15 protein-coding genes are annotated in these 16,458 nt (G+C 42.9%); 3 read left to right on the top strand and 12 right to left on the bottom strand.

The window, feature by feature from the left end; translation table 11 throughout:
• Positions 1-70: 70 nt before the first annotated feature.
• The 3 genes from fusA to rpsL form a co-directional block, all read right to left on the bottom strand.
• A complete protein-coding gene (gene fusA / locus E2P86_RS05175; RefSeq protein ID WP_085473825.1) occupies positions 71-2,194 on the bottom strand; it encodes an elongation factor G in 2,124 nt (707 codons plus the stop codon).
• 131 nt (positions 2,195-2,325) lie between these two features.
• A complete protein-coding gene (gene rpsG / locus E2P86_RS05180) occupies positions 2,326-2,793 on the bottom strand; it encodes a 30S ribosomal protein S7 (protein WP_085473826.1) in 468 nt (155 codons plus the stop codon).
• Positions 2,794-2,812: 19 nt separating this feature from the next.
• Entirely contained in the window at positions 2,813-3,226 is a 414-nt protein-coding gene (rpsL, locus tag E2P86_RS05185; protein WP_002993550.1) for a 30S ribosomal protein S12, read from the bottom strand.
• A 426-nt stretch (positions 3,227-3,652) separates the two neighbouring features.
• Between rpsL and E2P86_RS05190 the strand changes: the two genes are divergently transcribed.
• On the top strand, positions 3,653-4,174 hold the full coding sequence (locus tag E2P86_RS05190; protein ID WP_134431243.1) for a DinB family protein: 522 nt from the start codon (positions 3,653-3,655) through the stop codon (positions 4,172-4,174).
• A 295-nt stretch (positions 4,175-4,469) separates the two neighbouring features.
• Here E2P86_RS05190 and E2P86_RS05195 read toward each other — a convergent pair whose 3' ends face one another.
• From E2P86_RS05195 to E2P86_RS05220, 6 genes are all read right to left on the bottom strand, one after another.
• Positions 4,470-5,450: a deoxyhypusine synthase family protein gene (locus tag E2P86_RS05195; protein WP_134431247.1), complete on the bottom strand. Its 981-nt coding sequence runs from the start codon at positions 5,448-5,450 to the stop codon at positions 4,470-4,472.
• Positions 5,451-5,484: 34 nt separating this feature from the next.
• On the bottom strand, positions 5,485-6,633 hold the full coding sequence (locus E2P86_RS05200; RefSeq protein WP_134431250.1) for a calcium:proton antiporter: 1,149 nt from the start codon (positions 6,631-6,633) through the stop codon (positions 5,485-5,487).
• 220 nt (positions 6,634-6,853) lie between these two features.
• Positions 6,854-7,231, bottom strand: a complete 378-nt coding sequence (locus tag E2P86_RS05205) for an ACT domain-containing protein (protein WP_085473830.1) — start codon at positions 7,229-7,231, stop codon at positions 6,854-6,856.
• Between the two features lie 63 nt (positions 7,232-7,294).
• Positions 7,295-7,732, bottom strand: a complete 438-nt coding sequence (locus E2P86_RS05210; protein WP_134431253.1) for a GNAT family N-acetyltransferase — start codon at positions 7,730-7,732, stop codon at positions 7,295-7,297.
• 116 nt (positions 7,733-7,848) lie between these two features.
• Positions 7,849-8,130, bottom strand: a complete 282-nt coding sequence (locus E2P86_RS05215; RefSeq protein WP_085473832.1) for a GNAT family N-acetyltransferase — start codon at positions 8,128-8,130, stop codon at positions 7,849-7,851.
• 64 nt (positions 8,131-8,194) lie between these two features.
• Positions 8,195-9,073 carry a pirin family protein gene (locus tag E2P86_RS05220; RefSeq protein WP_134431256.1) on the bottom strand — a complete coding sequence of 293 codons (879 nt, stop codon included), beginning with the start codon at positions 9,071-9,073 and terminating at the stop codon, positions 8,195-8,197.
• A 225-nt stretch (positions 9,074-9,298) separates the two neighbouring features.
• Here E2P86_RS05220 and pdxY point away from each other — a divergent pair, with 225 nt between their 5' ends.
• Together pdxY and E2P86_RS05230 are read left to right on the top strand one after the other, a co-directional pair.
• A complete protein-coding gene (pdxY, locus tag E2P86_RS05225) occupies positions 9,299-10,171 on the top strand; it encodes a pyridoxal kinase (protein WP_134431259.1) in 873 nt (290 codons plus the stop codon).
• A gap of 13 nt (positions 10,172-10,184) precedes the next feature.
• Positions 10,185-10,910: a YggS family pyridoxal phosphate-dependent enzyme gene (locus tag E2P86_RS05230; protein ID WP_134431262.1), complete on the top strand. Its 726-nt coding sequence runs from the start codon at positions 10,185-10,187 to the stop codon at positions 10,908-10,910.
• A 123-nt stretch (positions 10,911-11,033) separates the two neighbouring features.
• Here E2P86_RS05230 and rnr read toward each other — a convergent pair whose 3' ends face one another.
• The 3 genes from rnr to E2P86_RS05245 all read right to left on the bottom strand — a co-directional run bounded on the left by rnr (position 11,034) and on the right by E2P86_RS05245 (position 16,429).
• Positions 11,034-13,163 carry a ribonuclease R gene (gene rnr, locus E2P86_RS05235; protein WP_085473836.1) on the bottom strand — a complete coding sequence of 710 codons (2,130 nt, stop codon included), beginning with the start codon at positions 13,161-13,163 and terminating at the stop codon, positions 11,034-11,036.
• 558 nt (positions 13,164-13,721) lie between these two features.
• Positions 13,722-14,189, bottom strand: a complete 468-nt coding sequence (locus E2P86_RS05240; RefSeq protein WP_234991271.1) for a Fur family transcriptional regulator — start codon at positions 14,187-14,189, stop codon at positions 13,722-13,724.
• Positions 14,190-15,223: 1,034 nt separating this feature from the next.
• A complete protein-coding gene (locus E2P86_RS05245) occupies positions 15,224-16,429 on the bottom strand; it encodes an OmpA family protein (RefSeq protein ID WP_134431264.1) in 1,206 nt (401 codons plus the stop codon).
• Between the last annotated feature and the right edge of the window lie 29 nt (positions 16,430-16,458).

Raw genomic sequence — 16,458 nt, forward strand, 5'->3', positions numbered from 1 at the left:
ATATATTGTTTTAAGAGACCTCCTATTAGAGCTATTCACAATAGGAGGTCGGTTTATTATTAATAAAGGATTATTCTACAGATCCTTTAACTCTTCCTTTAGACTTTGCAATTACATCGTCCTGTACGTTACGAGGTGCTTCTGCATAGTGATCAAACTCCATCGTAGATGTTGCACGACCTGAAGTGATTGTACGCAATTGTGTTACGTAACCAAACATCTCAGAAAGTGGAACTAATGCTTTGATTACTTGCGCTCCGTTACGGGAGTCAAGACCTTGCATCTGACCACGACGACGGTTTAAGTCACCCATTACATCACCCATGTTTTCTTCTGGTGTTAAAACCTCCACTTTCATGATAGGCTCCATCAATACAGGAGAACATTTAGGTAGACCTTCACGGTAAGCCATTTTCGCTGCTAATTCGAATGACAAAGCATCTGAATCGACCGCGTGGAATGAACCATCAATCAAACGTACTTTCATACCTGACAATGGGAAACCTGCCAATACACCATTTTTCAATGACGATTCAAATCCTTTTTGAACAGAAGGGATGTATTCTTTAGGAATAGCACCACCAACGATTTCGTTTACGAATTGAAGCGCTGATTTCGAAGTATCGTAGTCCTCATCGATAGGAGAGATAACAACTTTGATATCCGCGAATTTACCACGACCACCTGATTGTTTCTTGTAAACCTCACGGTGCTCTGTAGTACCGTTGATAGACTCTTTGTATGCTACTTGAGGTGCACCTTGGTTAACCTCAACTTTGAACTCACGACGTAAACGGTCGATCAAGATATCTAAGTGAAGCTCACCCATACCTGAGATTACTGTTTGACCAGTTTCTTCGTCAGATTTTACTACGAATGTAGGATCCTCTTCAGCAAGTTTACTCAGACCAATACCTAATTTATCAACGTCAGCTTGTGTCTTAGGCTCAATCGCTAAACCAATAACTGGCTCAGGGAATACCATAGATTCTAATACAATAGGGTGTTTCTCATCACAAAGAGTATCTCCTGTTTTGATGTCTTTGAAACCTACTACCGCACCAATATCACCTGCACCGATACGCTCGATTGGGTTTTGTTTGTTTGCGTGCATTTGGAAGATACGAGAGATACGCTCTTTGTTACCTGAACGTGTGTTCAAGACATAAGAACCTGCTTCTAGTACACCAGAGTACGCACGTACGAAACATAAACGACCTACGAATGGATCTGTTGCGATTTTGAAACCTAATGCTGCGAAAGGCTCTGCTTCAGAAGGTTTACGAGAGATCTCTTCACCTGTGTTCGGGTTTGTACCTTTTACCGCTTCTTGATCTAATGGTGATGGCAATAATTCCATTACCAAGTCAAGCATTGTTTGTACACCTTTGTTTTTGAATGAAGAACCACAAACCATAGGAACGATAGCGTTATCCAATACAGCTTTACGTAAAGCGTCTAAGATTTCGCGCTCAGTCAATGAGTTAGGATCGTCGAAGAATTTCTCCATCAACGTCTCATCATAACTCGCTACTGCTTCTAATAATTTCTCGCGGTATTCAGCAACCTCATCCAACATATCTTCTGGAATTGGAACTTCAGTAAAGGTCATACCTTTATCGTGCTCATTCCAAACCATACCACGGTTGTTGATTAAGTCAACTACACCTTTAAAGTCATCTTCAGCGCCGATTGGCAATTGCAAAGCAACTGCATCAGAACCTAACATATCTTTAACTTGTTTAACAACTTTCAAGAAGTCAGCACCAGAACGGTCCATTTTGTTTACGAAACCGATACGAGGAACTTTGTATCCGTCCGCTAAACGCCAGTTTGTTTCTGATTGAGGCTCAACACCATCAACAGCAGAGAACAAGAATACCAATCCGTCAAGTACACGTAATGAACGGTTAACCTCAACAGTGAAGTCAACGTGTCCTGGTGTATCAATAACGTTTACTTGATATTTTTTGTTACGGTAGTTCCAGAATACGGTAACCGCAGCAGAGGTAATCGTGATACCACGCTCTTGCTCTTGTGCCATCCAGTCAGTTGTAGCAGAACCTTCGTGAGTTTCTCCTAGCTTGTGGTTAACACCAGAGTAGAATAAAATACGCTCTGTTGTTGTAGTTTTACCAGCATCGATGTGTGCAGCGATACCGATATTTCTAACTAGTTTTAAATCTTTTGCCATAATATTTTAAGCAGTTTGCCTTGGAAGGCTTAATGTTTTAATTACACAATAAACAAGTACACCGACCCTGATAAACGATAGTTCGATTAACATGAGTCGGTGTAATCATATTTGCTTTGTAGCTTTCAAGCTTAGAATCTGAAGTGTGAGAACGCTTTGTTAGCTTCCGCCATTTTGTGCGTATCTTCTTTCTTCTTCACTGCAGCACCTTCACCTTTAGAAGCTGAAATGATTTCTCCTGCTAATTTTTCGAACATAGTTTTCTCACCACGTTTACGTGCGTAAGAGATTAACCATTTCATACCTAAAGCGATTTTACGCTCTGGACGTACTTCCATAGGAACTTGGAAGTTGGCACCACCTACACGACGAGATTTAACCTCTACAGCTGGCATTACGTTGTTCAACGCTTTTTTCCATGCTTCAAGACCGCTCTCTTGTGTTTTTTGTTCTACTAATTCTACTGCATCGTAAAAAATAGAGTAAGCGGTAGATTTTTTACCGTCTAACATCATATTGTTTACAAAACGTGTTACCTGAGTGTCGTTAAACTTTGGATCAGGTAAAATGATTCTCTTTTTTGGTTTTGACTTTCTCATTTTCTTTTCCTCCGTTTAATTATTTCTTTTTACCTTTTGCAGGAGCTGCTGCTGCTTGTCCTGGTTTAGGGCGTTTTGTTCCGTATTTAGAACGACGTTGGTTACGACCTGCTACACCTGAAGTATCTAATGCACCACGGATAATGTGGTAACGTACACCCGGTAAATCTTTCACACGACCACCACGGATCAATACGATCGAGTGTTCTTGTAAGTTGTGACCTTCTCCTGGGATGTATGCGTTAACCTCTTTACCGTTTGTTAAACGTACACGAGCTACTTTACGCATTGCTGAGTTTGGTTTTTTAGGGGTAGTAGTGTATACACGCGTACACACACCTCTTCGCTGTGGACATGAGTCCAACGCTGGTGACTTACTCTTATCAACCAGAGCTACTCTACCTTTTCTAACTAATTGTTGAATAGTAGGCATTTACCTGTTTTTGTTTTTTAATTTGTAAAAAATTAATTTTTAAGTCCGCAAAGATAATCAAAGTATCTGAAAATGTAAAGAGCTGTGTGTTATTTTTTTGTGAACGTGTTTTGTTAGTAGTTGGTAGGGGGGAGTTGATGGTTTGTAGTGATTAGATCGTAGTTGGTGGTTTGTGGTTGTTTTGTTGATTTTTTATCTATTACCCTTGCTAGCTTAAGCTTGTAACTCGGACTTATATGATACACAACACGAGCCGAAGGCTCGTGCTAGCGTGCGGTTTTAGTAGCTAGTTGGTGGTTTGTAGCGAGTGTAAAGTACTGAATACTTCATGCGCGCTATTTAATACTAATTGATAGTTTGTATTTTTGAAATCAAGAGTGTGGAGGGGGAGCTGATCCTTAATCATAAAGACTTAATTAAACAAAAATGAATACCTATATACGAAGCGTAATAAAAGAATTTACTGACGGAAAGGCGCTGGCGGATAAAACCATTGCTGTGTTAAGTGATGAGCAGTTGAGCTGGAATCCGGGGGAAGGGAGTAACAGTATTTCCATTATTGTGCGACATATTACCGCTAATATCCGTTCGCGTTTTACTGATTTTCTAACCAGCGATGGGGAGAAGAGTTGGCGGAATCGGGATGGCGAGTTTGAAGACCTAGTAGTCGCACGCGAAGATTTACTTCAGGCTTGGAATGAAAGTTGGACACTGTTGTTGGATCTGCTGAATACATTGACAGAAGCGGATCTAGAACGGACGGTCTATATCCGGGGGCAAGCACATACGGTTATACAAGCGGTGAACCGTCAAGTAGCACATTATTCGTATCATATTGGTCAGATGGTGCTGATCGGGAAAATTTGCCATGGCTTGGATTGGAAAAGTTTAAGTATTCCGCGAGGAGGCTCTCAAGCCTTTAATGATGGAATGTTCGGAAGGAAGTAGCGTTTTGTCACACTAAGCTTGTCGAAGTGCGGTCTAAAGGAGGGGGGCACAAGGGTAACCCGTACGTATGGTTGGTTTGTTGAGTTTGTGGTTTGTAGGTCATAGTTTGTAGTTAGTGCAAAGTATTTATTGTCGTTAAACCGGCATAAAGTCTAGCTGTACTGCGTCCTTCAGAGTTTCTGTCTCTTACTCAGTATGAAGTAGAGCGTATGAAGTATTACCTACTCCCTACTCCCTACTCTCTACTGTGTACTTTCGTGCTTCTACAAACTACCAGCTACTAACTACGCACTAATTACCATTTCAATATCCAAGCGAAAATCAATGGTGCTACAATGGTGGCATCCGATTCAATGACATAGGACGGTGTGTCCACATCAAGTTTTCCCCAAGTGATCTTCTCATTGGGAATACAACCTGAATATGAACCGTAGGACGTTGTTGAATCAGTAATCTGACAATAGTAACGCCATTTCAATAGGTTGTCACGTTCCAAGTCCTGTTCCAGCATCGGTGCTACACACATCGCGAAATCACCGGCTATGCCGCCGCCAATTTGGAAGAAACCAATCCCTTTGCCATTCGCGTGTATTGCATACCAGTCGGCTAGCCATACCATATACTCAATGCCACTCTTTACCGTGCAGGCTTGTAATTCTCCTTTGATCACATAGGAGGCAAAAATATTGCCCATGGTCGAATCTTCCCATCCCGGGACAACAATGGGTAAATTCTTTTCAGCGGCCGCTAACATCCATGAGTTCTTCGGGTCAATTTCGTAGTGCTCCTCCAAGACGCCGCTCAACAGTAATTGGTACATGTACTGATGCGGAAAATAACGTTCACCCTTGGCTTCTGCATCCTTCCAGATCTTTTCAATATGCGATTGAATTCGGCGGAAAGCTTCTTCTTCGGGGATGCAGGTGTCTGTAACCCGATTATATTTATTGTTTAGTAAGTCATACTCATCCTGTGGAGTCAGATCCCGGTAGTTCGGGATTCTTTTATAGTGGGAGTGTGCTACTAGATTCATGATATCCTCCTCCAAGTTGGCACCTGTACAACTTATAATATCAACCTTATCGTTTCGGATCATTTCGGCTAAGGAGATGCCAAGCTCGGCTGTGCTCATAGCGCCGGCAAGGGAGATTAGCATTTTTCCACCCTCTAGCAAATGTTGTTCATACCCTTGTGCTGCATCGACTACTGTTGCCGCATTGAAATGGAGGTAATTTTGGGACATAAACGTGCGTATTGCCCCGTTTTCTTCTTTCATATACTATAATTCAAATTTTAAAACGTCTAAAAAATTAAGGGTTAAACACCAGTAAAATAAACATGGCGAACAGCACGAGGTGAATAATACCCAAGATAGGTGTCGTGCGTTTTCCAAGAAAACTTACCAGGCTTAACATACTTGTCAGTACAAACAAAAGTGTTTCTGTCGAGGTGAGGCCGAATAACACTGTTTTGTTTGTTAGAATCCCGATAATCAGGACGGCGGGAACGGTAAGTCCGACGGTGGATACGAAGGCGCCATGGCACAAGTTGATTGCCCGTTGGAACTCATTGTTTATTGCCGCCTTTATGGCTGTAATTGATTCCGGTGTGAAAACAATAACAGCAATCAGGATGCCACCTAATGCCTTCGGTAGGTTGGCTGTAGTGATGCCGAAGTCTACAACGGTCGCCATACTATGGGATAGCAATACAATGGGGAGTACCATTAAAACCAATATGATACTACGCATCCAGATTTCACTGGAATTCGCGGTGCTCTCTGTCGTTGCTGCGTGTTGTTCTATGATCGCTTTTTTTGGGAAAGAAATTGTCATTTCTCCCGGGGCCGGCTGTATATAAAGGTGCTTGTAGCTCCTCATTTGGAAGAGCAGGAAAAAACCATATAAAACCACGGTGAGCACGGAGATAACTATTGCCTGCGTGTTGGTAAACATACCGCCTCCAGCACCGACAATAAAGTTAGGCAAGAGCAGGGCCAGTCCACCGAGTATAACGATCATCGAGATATATGTAAGTGTCCCTTGTGCATTATAAGATTGTTCCCCATAGCGTAAGCCGCCGAAAAGGATACATAAACCTACGACTAGATTCATGATGATCATCATGACGGAGAAGATGGAATCTTTGCCGATAGTCGGCGATTCCCCGGGGCCAAGCATCACGGCGGATATCAGGATCACTTCGATCAGAACGATCGACAATGTTAAGATCAGTGTGCCATAAGGTTCGCCCGATGTATGGGCGAGTTTGTCTGCTTCCTTGACTACACCAAAGGATGCTGCAATGATGGCGCCCAGAAGTACCGTAAAACCTAGGGCGGCGGATGGGATGGTCATGTTATCGCCAATCAGCATATGTCCGAAAAGCATAAATACGAGGACAATAAGCCAAACTGATACCAGACGAATAAGTGTGCTTTTCGTTAGAATGTTGTTCATACTTTCTTTGCTTTATAAATATTCACGATGCTTAAATAACACCGAACAGGGAATAACTGTTTCGGTGTTTTAAAAGCGCAGTGTAATAGTGAATTATCACCTTGATTACAGCAGCAAAGTTCCGTATTGTGAAGCGAGAAAGTTTTTACATTTGTTAAAAAATGAAGGGGCCAGCAGATATCTGCTGGCCCCTTCATGTTGAATTGTTTTCTTTTGTTTTTTATTCAACCGCTATGGCTGGTCGCTTGGATGCTTCCATGATAGGGATGTTCGCTTCGGTTGGAACATAAATAACCTGGTGTATTTTTCCGGCTTTAAGCGCTTCGCCAAAAGCTCCAATAAACTCTTGTTTTCTATATTCTGGATATTTTTGTGCGGCTTCGCCCATAATTTTTATGGCTTCAGCCTGTAGGGAGGCTGCTTCTTTCTCTGCGCGCGCTTGTTCGATTAATATTTGTCGTGATTGTGTCGCTTCAGCTAATCTTGCTTTACCGGCCATCTCTTGTTGCCAAACCGAGTAACGTGGTAAGCCAAACATAAGTGCTAAAATAATAACGACTAAAAAGGCGAGTCCGCCCACAATTGCTGTTCCATTCATGATAAGTTGTTTTAAAGGGTTTCTGTAAAAATAAACAAAATATCTCGTATGGGGGAGGGGGCTTTATTCTGTGGGATAAAGAAGGTGAAGAAGTGGGTATGGTTTTCCCATGCCATCCTTTTCTGATCGAGCAATCTGTTTATACCCTTGTTTTAGGTAAAAGCCAACAGCTTGTTCATTTTGTTCATTTACATCCACCTTGGTGACGCCGAGGGTATGGACCACAAATTGTACGGCAGCTTTTCCAAAGCCCTTTCCACTTTCGGTAGGGGATACAAATAACATTTCGAGGTTGTCTTCGGAAACACTTAAAAAAGCTTTGGCTGCATTTGCTTCTTCCATTATGTATACCTCAAGCTGCGGTAGAAAGTCGGTTGGGATCAAGCGTTCGAAGAGTTTGAAATCTTCGTGTGATAAAAAATGATGTGTCGCTAAAACAGCGGAACGCCAGATTTCCATAATAACGGAATAGTCGCTTGGTGTCGCAGGTCTGATTATCATCGTGTCTTTATTTGCCGGTAAATCTAGCGAAAACTTCGAAAAGGATTAGAATGTCTTTGAAAGCTTAAGAGGACTGCCACGTTACTGCGCTTATCGCAGTAGCGTGACAGCGTCTTTTAAAAAAGAACGTCTTTAATCTCTTCTGTTTTGTCGAATACGCTTTTTGCAAAAGGACACAGTGGTAATATCTTGATGTTATTTTCTCTGGCAAAATCTACAGCTGCCATCACCATTTGTTTTCCGACACCACGACCATTAAATTCAGCGTTTACTTCGGTGTGGTCGATAATGATTTTACTGTCTCCTGCCCAGGAATATGTCATTCTGCCGGCTTCTTTACCATCTTCAGTGGCTTTGAAAAAACCTTTGCGGTCTCTGTTGAATTGTTCTACTAGCATAGCGTTTATTATTAATTGTTTAATATTTACTGTTTTATACGCATTACAGCGTACTTGTTGTCTTTTATTCTTCTAAATGCCCAAATTTTCCTGCATTATAATCATCAATTGCCTGCATGATTTCCTGATGACTGTTCATGACAAACGGACCATGTGACACGATAGGTTCGTTTAGCGGTTCTCCACTCAAGATCAATACGACGGCGTCGCTGGAAGCTTCTATTTCAAAAGACGTGCCGTCATTTTTAAATAAGCCAAAATGATCAGAAGGGATAATATCCTTGCCGTTTACGGTTACTTGTCCTTCGATCACCAATAGTGCCGTGTTGTAGTGGGCCGGAAAGTCTAAAGAAGCTTTTCCGTTTTGCTTCAAGTGTGCATTAAAAACATGAACGGGTGAAAAGGTCGAGGCGCTTCCTGTTGTGCCGTTATATGTACCGGCAATGACTTCCATGAAACTTCCGTTATTATCTAACGGGTGTCGAGCGATATCTTTGTTGCTTAACGCTTGGTACTTTGGAGTCGACATTTTATCCTTCGTAGGTAAGTTTACCCACAATTGCACCATTTGAAAATCACCTCCCGTCTTACTGAATTCTTCCGCGTGGTATTCTTTATGAAGAATGCCTGAGGCAGCAGTCATCCATTGTACATCGCCTTCGGCAATAGTGCCGCCACCGCCGCTACTATCATTGTGCGAGACGCTACCTTTGTAAGCGATGGTTACTGTTTCAAAGCCGCGGTGCGGGTGTACGCTGACGCCGCGTGGTTTGTCTGTTGGTGGAAAGTAGAATTTTGAATTGTAGTCCAATAGGATGAACGGATCCATTCGTTTTGACCCCATGTTGTTTCCGCTAGGGATGAAGTTGTGTACCCGAAATCCATCGCCGACAAAGTGTGGCGTTCTTGGATTGATGATTGCTTCTATGTTTTTCGTTGCCATGTTGTTTTTCCTTTCTTGCTTTGTGTAGTACAAAAGTACATCGCCCGAACAGACTTTGCATTGATGTAGGATAAGAAGTTTTTGGTGGGGTTGGACTATATGTATTTAAAGATACTGGTGCGCCAATAAACGAATAGAATAGGGCACCTTTGTGCATCAGTGAACAATTAGGGGAGCTTATGGTTTTGTATATGGATAGTTTATTTTATTCCAAAGAATCTAAATATGGCAAAAAGAAAGGGATCTTCCATCTTATCGATACAGAGCATGGTATCGTCGGGGTATGTAGGCAATAACGTGGCAGGATTGGCAATTGCACTTCATGGTCTTGATATGGTGAATGTGCCGACTGTCTTTTTATCGACACACACCGATCATGCAGTTTATTATGGTGCTAGTACGGCACCTGAGTTATTTCGAGATTTGCTTCGTGGTGTTGCGGCGATCCCGGTTTACGAAAGGTTGGCTTGTATCGTTAGTGGTTATATCAATGATGCTTCCTTGATGGTTGCGGTTGTTGATTTTGTGCAACATTGGAAAGAGGGAGGTGGTAATAGACCTTATGTGTATGATCCTGTCTTTGGCGATATGCGTACAAATGGTTTGTATTTGCCAGCAGCGGTTGCGGATGCTTCGATTGCGACATTGCTTCCAGTATGTGATATTATGACCCCTAATCATTTTGAGTTGAGTTACCTGTTGGGACGTAAGTTTTCGACGATCAACAATTTGTTGGAGGCTGTGTCAGCCCATTCTGTGTTAAGGGATAAGGCTATTGTGCTTACGAGTGCTCTGCTTGAAGATACACCGGCAGATAAAGTGGAAACGGTATTAATCTGGAAGGGAAAGGTGCGGCGTTTCTTGGAGGATATGGTGCCGGTAGAGGCTGTGGGAACGGGAGATTTGTTTACGGCCGTACTTTCGGCTCAACTTACCTTAGGACAGTCTTTGGAAGAAGCTATTCCTTTGGCGAAATCTTTTGTGGGAGCGGTATTACGGCAGGTGCTTGCTGGCGGAGAAACAGAAATGGGAGCTTACGCGTTGCTGCAAGCCTTGCCTGTCTTGCAAGGGAGTCGGGGTGAGGTAAAAAAGCAATAAATTGAAATAAGGTATGGAAGAAAATATTTTAAATAATTTGCATCATATTCGATCTCGTATCGAAAAAGCTTGTGCTGCGAGCGGACGTCGTACGGAAGAGGTGAAGTTGTTATTGGCGACTAAGACGGTGTCGGCCGATCGGATAGCGGTGGCCCTAGGTGCTGGGGCGACTTTGATTGCGGAGAATAAATTGCAAGAATTAAAAGCAAAGTATGAGGCTTTGCGGTCTATGCCGCATACGAATCACTTTATTGGACATTTGCAGACGAATAAGATAAAAGAGCTTTTACGCTACGACGTGGCGTGCTTACAGTCGCTCGATCGGCTCGAGCTTGCGGAGAAGCTGAGTCAAAGGTTGGTGTTGGAGGGAAAAACGATGGATGTACTTATTCAGGTAAATACGTCGGACGAGGAAAGTAAGTTTGGGGTACATCCAGATCAAGCGCTGGATTTGGTTCGTGCGGTTGCGTTGTTGCCAAATGTAAGAGTTCGGGGCTTGATGACTATCGGGCTCTTTAGTGCGGAAGAGGAAAAGGTGCGTGTTTGTTTTCAGCGACTCAGAGCGGTCCAGGAGCTGGTGAAAGAAGCAGCGATCGAAGGTGTGGAGATGGTGGAGTTGTCTATGGGGATGAGCGGCGATTTGGAAATTGCTATTGCTGAGGGGGCGACGATTGTTCGTGTGGGAACGGCGGTGTTCGGTGAACGGCAGTATCCGGATAGTTATTACTGGAAAGAGTAGTTTGATGGCGAGGGAGGTTCGCGTCAGCATCGATATAATGAAAAAAAGGCTGGGGTAAACAATGTCCCCAGCCCTTATAAAAACGGTTTGATTATGTTGTCAACCTGATCGGTTAATCAAATATTAGGTTAGGAGTGTGAAATCGATCTGACGCTTTTCGAGGTCGACCTTCTTGACTTTAATTTGTACTTCGTCGCCAAGCTGATATTTCTTCTTCTTACGCTGTCCAATGATGGCATAGTTCTTTTCGTCCAGCGTGTAGAAATCATCTGTGATATCACGTAGGCGTACCATTCCTTCACACTTGTTTGCTTCGATTTCCACATACATGCCCCATTCGGTTACGCCGGATACAATTCCTGTAAACTCGATGCCGATCTGGTCTTGAAGGTACTCCGCTTGTTTGTACTTGATGGATGCACGTTCTGCTTCGGCAGCTTTCTTTTCCATTTGTGAGGAATGTTCAGCCATCTTCTCGTAGTGTTCCGCATTGACTTTTGTTCCGCCATCCAAATAGAATTGGAGTAAGCGATGTACCATGACGTCAGGGTATCGACGGATCGGAGATGTGAAGTGTGTATAATAATCGAAGGCCAGTCCGTAGTGGCTTGTGCTCTTTGTAGTATAAATTGCTTTCGCCATAGAGCGCACGGCAAGCGATGTAAGCAAGTTTTGCTCTTTACTGCCCTCTATCTTCGTCATTAGTGCATTAAGCGATTTGGCGGTCTCTTTATCCGTTTTAATCGAAAGCTTGTGTCCGAAGCGCGAAGCAAATTGTGAAAAGGTTGTTAGTGTCTCTGGATTTGGTGTGTCGTGAAAGCGGTAGACAAAAGTCAGCTTGTTCTTCCCTTTGCCTTGCTTGCCAATAAATTCGGCTACTTTCCGGTTTGCCAATAGCATGAAATCTTCAATTAACTTGTGTGCGTCTTTCCGAACCTTGGTGTATACGCCAAGTGGTTTTCCGTTTTCGTCCAGATGAAATTTTACTTCTTCACTTTCAAAGCTGATAGCACCATTTTTGAATTTGCGCTCACGCAAGATATATGCGAGTTCATTTAGTTTTAAAATCTCTTCAGCAAAATCTCCCGTTTTGTTTTCAATAACCTCTTGCGCTTCCTCATAAGCAAAGCGTCTATCCGAATTGATCACCGTGCGGCCAAACCACTGGTCATGGATGGTTGCTTTGTCGTCCATCTCAAAGACTGCCGAGAAGCATAGTTTGTCTTCATTGGGACGGAGTGAACAAACGCCGTTCGACAGGCGTTCGGGAAGCATCGGAATCACGCGGTCCACCAAGTACACGGAGGTAGCTCGATCAAAGGCCTCTTTGTCCAGTTCGGTATTTGGAACAACATAGTGGGAAACGTCTGCAATGTGTACACCAATTTCATAATTGCCATTGTCCAGTTTTTTGAAAGAGATAGCATCATCAAAATCTTTGGCATCAAACGGGTCAATCGTGAAGGTTGTTGTGTTCCGGAAATCACGACGTTTCTTGATCTCCTCGGCTGGTATTTCTTCCGGGATGGCATTGGCTTCTGCTTCTACTTCTTTCGGGAAGGAAAGAGGAAAACCATAGTCTGCCAAAATTGCATTCATCTCGGTGTTGTTCTCTCCCTTTTTACCCAAAACAGACTTTACTTTTCCGATTGGATTTTTGGCATCTTTGGGCCACTCAACGATTGATACGACGACCTTCTCGCCGGCCTTGGCGCCATTCAGATTGTCCAGAGGAACGAAGATGTCATGAAGCATTTTCCGATCGTCTGGTAAGAAGAAAGCGTAGGAGCTGGAGATGCTGATCGTGCCCGTAAAATCGGTCTTGGCACGTTGTAAAATTTCGACTACTTCACCTTCGCGTTTGCGACCTTTCCGGCGCTCGTAAACGTGCACTTTAACGATGTCATTATGGAGGGCCTGACGCAGCTTGCGTGGGGCGATATAGATGTCGTTTTCAAACTCGTCTTCCGGGACAATATAAGCCGATCCGTCGGCTGTCATATCGACCTTTCCTGTTACGTATACTTGCAGCTGGCGAAGCTTGAACTTGCCGCGGTCAGTCTGCACGAACTTGCTTGATTTTGATTCGTCAGAAAGGATGTCGGCAATAGCGACCTTGGAGTCGGTGTCTACCACATTCAGCTTCGCAGCAACCTGTCTGTAGTTCAGAGCAGCATTTTTGTTTTTTTCAAAAATGTCAACAATCAGTTGCGTCAGGACTTCTTTGTACGGGTTTTCTTTTTTCTGTTTCATCTGTCTTTCTTTCGTGTCTTAAAAAGGACTTTCGTTATATGAGTTGCTCCAAGGGGAGGGGAGTGTCTTTGCTATAATTAAGAGCGCTCGCTTCGTATATCGATTGTTAGTTTTCCTATTGTCTAAGGTACGGAAAAAAGATGTACAAGGGGATGTTGTATAGGGATTTCTTTTGAACGGATTCGTGTGGAATTTGTTTTGTTTATTATTTGTTTATTTTAGCTATATTATCTATTTGATTTTTAGGTTTTAGTATTTGTTTTGCTAAAATTGTTAAATGTGTTAAGGTGAGTTCTGAGCCCTCTAAGACTCTTTTGTATGGAGGCGGTTGTTTTTGGTTCTGCTTGTTTGTTTTGCTAAAAATTATATATCTGTTTGTTTTGTTTATTTAAATGTGTGTATTTTGTTATAGTACAGTTATTTAATTTTTGATTGGTAAAATTTTAGCTTTTTTATATCACGTTGTTTTAGCTCGTTGATCAAGGCTTTTTTTGCGGAGGTGGTTTTGTCGGTTATAAAAAGAAAATGCAGTAAAGCTGGCGCTTCAGCCTGCATTTCCTAGTCTTCTTTTTGGCAGTCAGCACATAGTCCGACCGCATTGATAGCAAGTGATTGCATGTTGAATTTTGCGGGCAGTTGGATCTTAGGAAGGCTAATCTCCTCCAAGCAATATACCGAGTTACATACCGAACAAATGAAGTGCACATGTTGGTCATGGTGGTGGTTTTGACTACACCCTGGCGCACATGCAGCATAGGTTGCGGTACCATGCAAATCAAATATTTTATGTACAATTCCCTTCTCTTCGAAGCTGGCTAGGATACGATATAAGGTCACGCGATCAATCTCCTTACCCAATGTCTTCTCTAGGTCTGGCTGTGAAATAGCTGCGTCTTTTTGCGTTATTTCTTCTAAAACACGCAATCTGTGAGGTGTTACTTTCAGCCCATTTTGCTTTAGCAACTGTGCGAAATCCTCTTGTTTAATTATTCTTTTTTCCATCATCACAAAGGTAAAATTACACATTTTTTTGTCGATAATGAAACGCGTTCATTCGGATTGGGTGAGGATGGTTTGTTCGTAGGTTTTGGGCATTTCAAGTGGTAGGTTATGGCGGTTCTAGCAAGGACGCAGCTGACGTTCTTTTGGTTCAAAATGTGCTCGGGAAATCGTTATCTTGACGAAAGCAATGCTGGTGTTATTTATAAAAAACTATAAAATATTTTGTGTGCGTTTCTTCTGAGATCGAGGAGTTGTAGTGCTTTGGACAGCTCTTGTACTCCCTTGTTTTGACATTTTCTTATGATGCGGTTCGGGGTTGTTTCTGGATGGATGGGCTCATGTTTTTTTACTTGTTTTACTGGACCCATTGCACGAATATCCGCTTGGGTATACCTGTTTTTACTCCTGTCAAATAGTCCGGTTTCTGTGAGATTGTCTCGTCGCTGCGCTCCTTGTAATGACGTTTTTTAATGAAAATAAGTAGGGGATTTAGTTAGTCGTTGATTGTTTGTAGTTGGTGGGGCTTAGTAGAAAATGGCTTTGTAGACACAAGATTTAACTGCGCTGAACCCTTCGGTGTTTGTGTCTTTTTAGTGGAGAATTCTTTTGTAAATTAGTCTAATTATTGTCTTTAGATCCCTCCACGTGCCTCGCTCGGGATGACGAGAGAGGGAGTAATTCTGTGAATAATTCTATAGCAAGCAAGTACAAAATGGGCTCATTATGGTACTAATTTTAACACTTCTGAACACCTCTATTCGTCATGCCGACGGTAGGAGGTATCTTTAAATCCTATAGGTAAATACCCTAAAATAGGATTTACTACGTCTAAATATTTTCTTTAGATCCCTCCTCGTGCCTCGCTCAGGATGACGAGGGAGGGAGTAATTATGTGAATTATTGTATAGCGAGTAAGTACAAAATGGGGCTAATGATCGTACTAATTATAACATTTCTACCCCCCTCTAGCCGTCATGCCACAGAGAGAGGTACACCTTTTTACATACAAAAAAGACTGCCTTTTTAGGAGGCAGTCTTCTTCAGATCTACACTACGCCTTACGGTAATTTATTCCAATACTCCATGTTTTTAATATACTCAATGGTTACCTTACGGTCGCCTTCACGCGCTGTTGCGGTTTCCGTTGGAGGTAGGCTAGCGGCATTCTTGCCGACCCCTCTGCTCTTCAACATGCTTGCCGAAACCCCTCGTGCAATAAGTGCAGACTTGACAGCAGCGGCTCGATCTTGAGAGAGTGTCTGGTTGTAATCAACAGCTCCGCGGCTATCTGTAAACCCGGTAATTAAGAACTTGTAGTTCGGCATTTTCTTTAAGATAACAGTGGCATCGTCCAGTACTTTGTTTGACTCTTGTGTGATGGTGCTCTTATCGAAATCAAAGTTGATATTCGAGAATAACAAGAATAATGGATCACCCTCTGTGCCTACGAGTTTCTCTACAATAACCTCTTTGACGATCTCTACAGGCACTTCCTTGGTTACGATTTTTTCTACGTAACGGATCTCTGGGGCTCCCGGATCAACTGACCGTGTACTCGCTTTGCTGCTACCGAAGCGCAGCATAATACGTGCTGTGGCATGCGGGAAATTGAGGCGTTTACTGCTGAATGTGGTCAGATACTTGCCCTGAACCCCAAATCCGACGCGGTCGTTGAACCAACTGTTTACCCCGAAACCAAAGGTCATCGGGAAGAAGTTCTTCTTGGTGTCCGTGTTCTTATTGAATTGGTCGCTATGCTGCCATTCCAAGAAGTTACCTTCAAAATTCTCCAGCTGATTTTGGCGGATAATATAGAAGTCCTTATGGTAGTAGTTGACCCCTACGCGGAAGTAAGGTTCCACATATTTACGTTTAAATAGTGGTGTCAACCGAAACTGTATTCCCGGGCCAACCATGGCGAACATTTTGTTTTTTTCCTTGCCGATATCGTTCTCATCAAAGGTCTTTACGGCCCCCAAGGTTCCTTGGAGGTCAATATAAAACCAAGGATTCAGCTCGCGGGCAAGGTATATATTGCCGCCAAACATCATATCCCGCAACTTCAGTTTATAGCGGTCGCCCTCTGCGGAAGAGGCGTAGTTCTGAAAATTAATTCGGCTAAGGAATTGGAAATCTACGCCGAGACCAATCTCGGTCGATTTCTTGTATTCCTGCCTGCTACCCGTGTCAAATGTCCCGGTTTGCGCTTGCGTCGAAACATACGAAAAGAGCGATATAGCGAATATTGTGGTTGTCTTTTTCATCGTCTTTTACCGTTACTATTTCCTTTCTA

The organism is Sphingobacterium psychroaquaticum (genome assembly GCF_004421025.1).
Lineage (GTDB): Bacteria > Bacteroidota > Bacteroidia > Sphingobacteriales > Sphingobacteriaceae > Sphingobacterium > Sphingobacterium psychroaquaticum.

Coding starts and splice junctions, on each gene's coding strand:
- fusA (WP_085473825.1), bottom strand. CDS start 2,194: ATGGCAAAAGATTTAAAACTAGTTAGAAATATCGGTATCGCTGCACAC.
- rpsG (WP_085473826.1), bottom strand. CDS start 2,793: ATGAGAAAGTCAAAACCAAAAAAGAGAATCATTTTACCTGATCCAAAG.
- rpsL (WP_002993550.1), bottom strand. CDS start 3,226: ATGCCTACTATTCAACAATTAGTTAGAAAAGGTAGAGTAGCTCTGGTT.
- E2P86_RS05190 (WP_134431243.1), top strand. CDS start 3,653: ATGAATACCTATATACGAAGCGTAATAAAAGAATTTACTGACGGAAAG.
- E2P86_RS05195 (WP_134431247.1), bottom strand. CDS start 5,450: ATGAAAGAAGAAAACGGGGCAATACGCACGTTTATGTCCCAAAATTAC.
- E2P86_RS05200 (WP_134431250.1), bottom strand. CDS start 6,633: ATGAACAACATTCTAACGAAAAGCACACTTATTCGTCTGGTATCAGTT.
- E2P86_RS05205 (WP_085473830.1), bottom strand. CDS start 7,231: ATGAATGGAACAGCAATTGTGGGCGGACTCGCCTTTTTAGTCGTTATT.
- E2P86_RS05210 (WP_134431253.1), bottom strand. CDS start 7,732: ATGATAATCAGACCTGCGACACCAAGCGACTATTCCGTTATTATGGAA.
- E2P86_RS05215 (WP_085473832.1), bottom strand. CDS start 8,130: ATGCTAGTAGAACAATTCAACAGAGACCGCAAAGGTTTTTTCAAAGCC.
- E2P86_RS05220 (WP_134431256.1), bottom strand. CDS start 9,073: ATGGCAACGAAAAACATAGAAGCAATCATCAATCCAAGAACGCCACAC.
- pdxY (WP_134431259.1), top strand. CDS start 9,299: ATGGCAAAAAGAAAGGGATCTTCCATCTTATCGATACAGAGCATGGTA.
- E2P86_RS05230 (WP_134431262.1), top strand. CDS start 10,185: ATGGAAGAAAATATTTTAAATAATTTGCATCATATTCGATCTCGTATC.
- rnr (WP_085473836.1), bottom strand. CDS start 13,163: ATGAAACAGAAAAAAGAAAACCCGTACAAAGAAGTCCTGACGCAACTG.
- E2P86_RS05240 (WP_234991271.1), bottom strand. CDS start 14,189: ATGTGTAATTTTACCTTTGTGATGATGGAAAAAAGAATAATTAAACAA.
- E2P86_RS05245 (WP_134431264.1), bottom strand. CDS start 16,429: ATGAAAAAGACAACCACAATATTCGCTATATCGCTCTTTTCGTATGTT.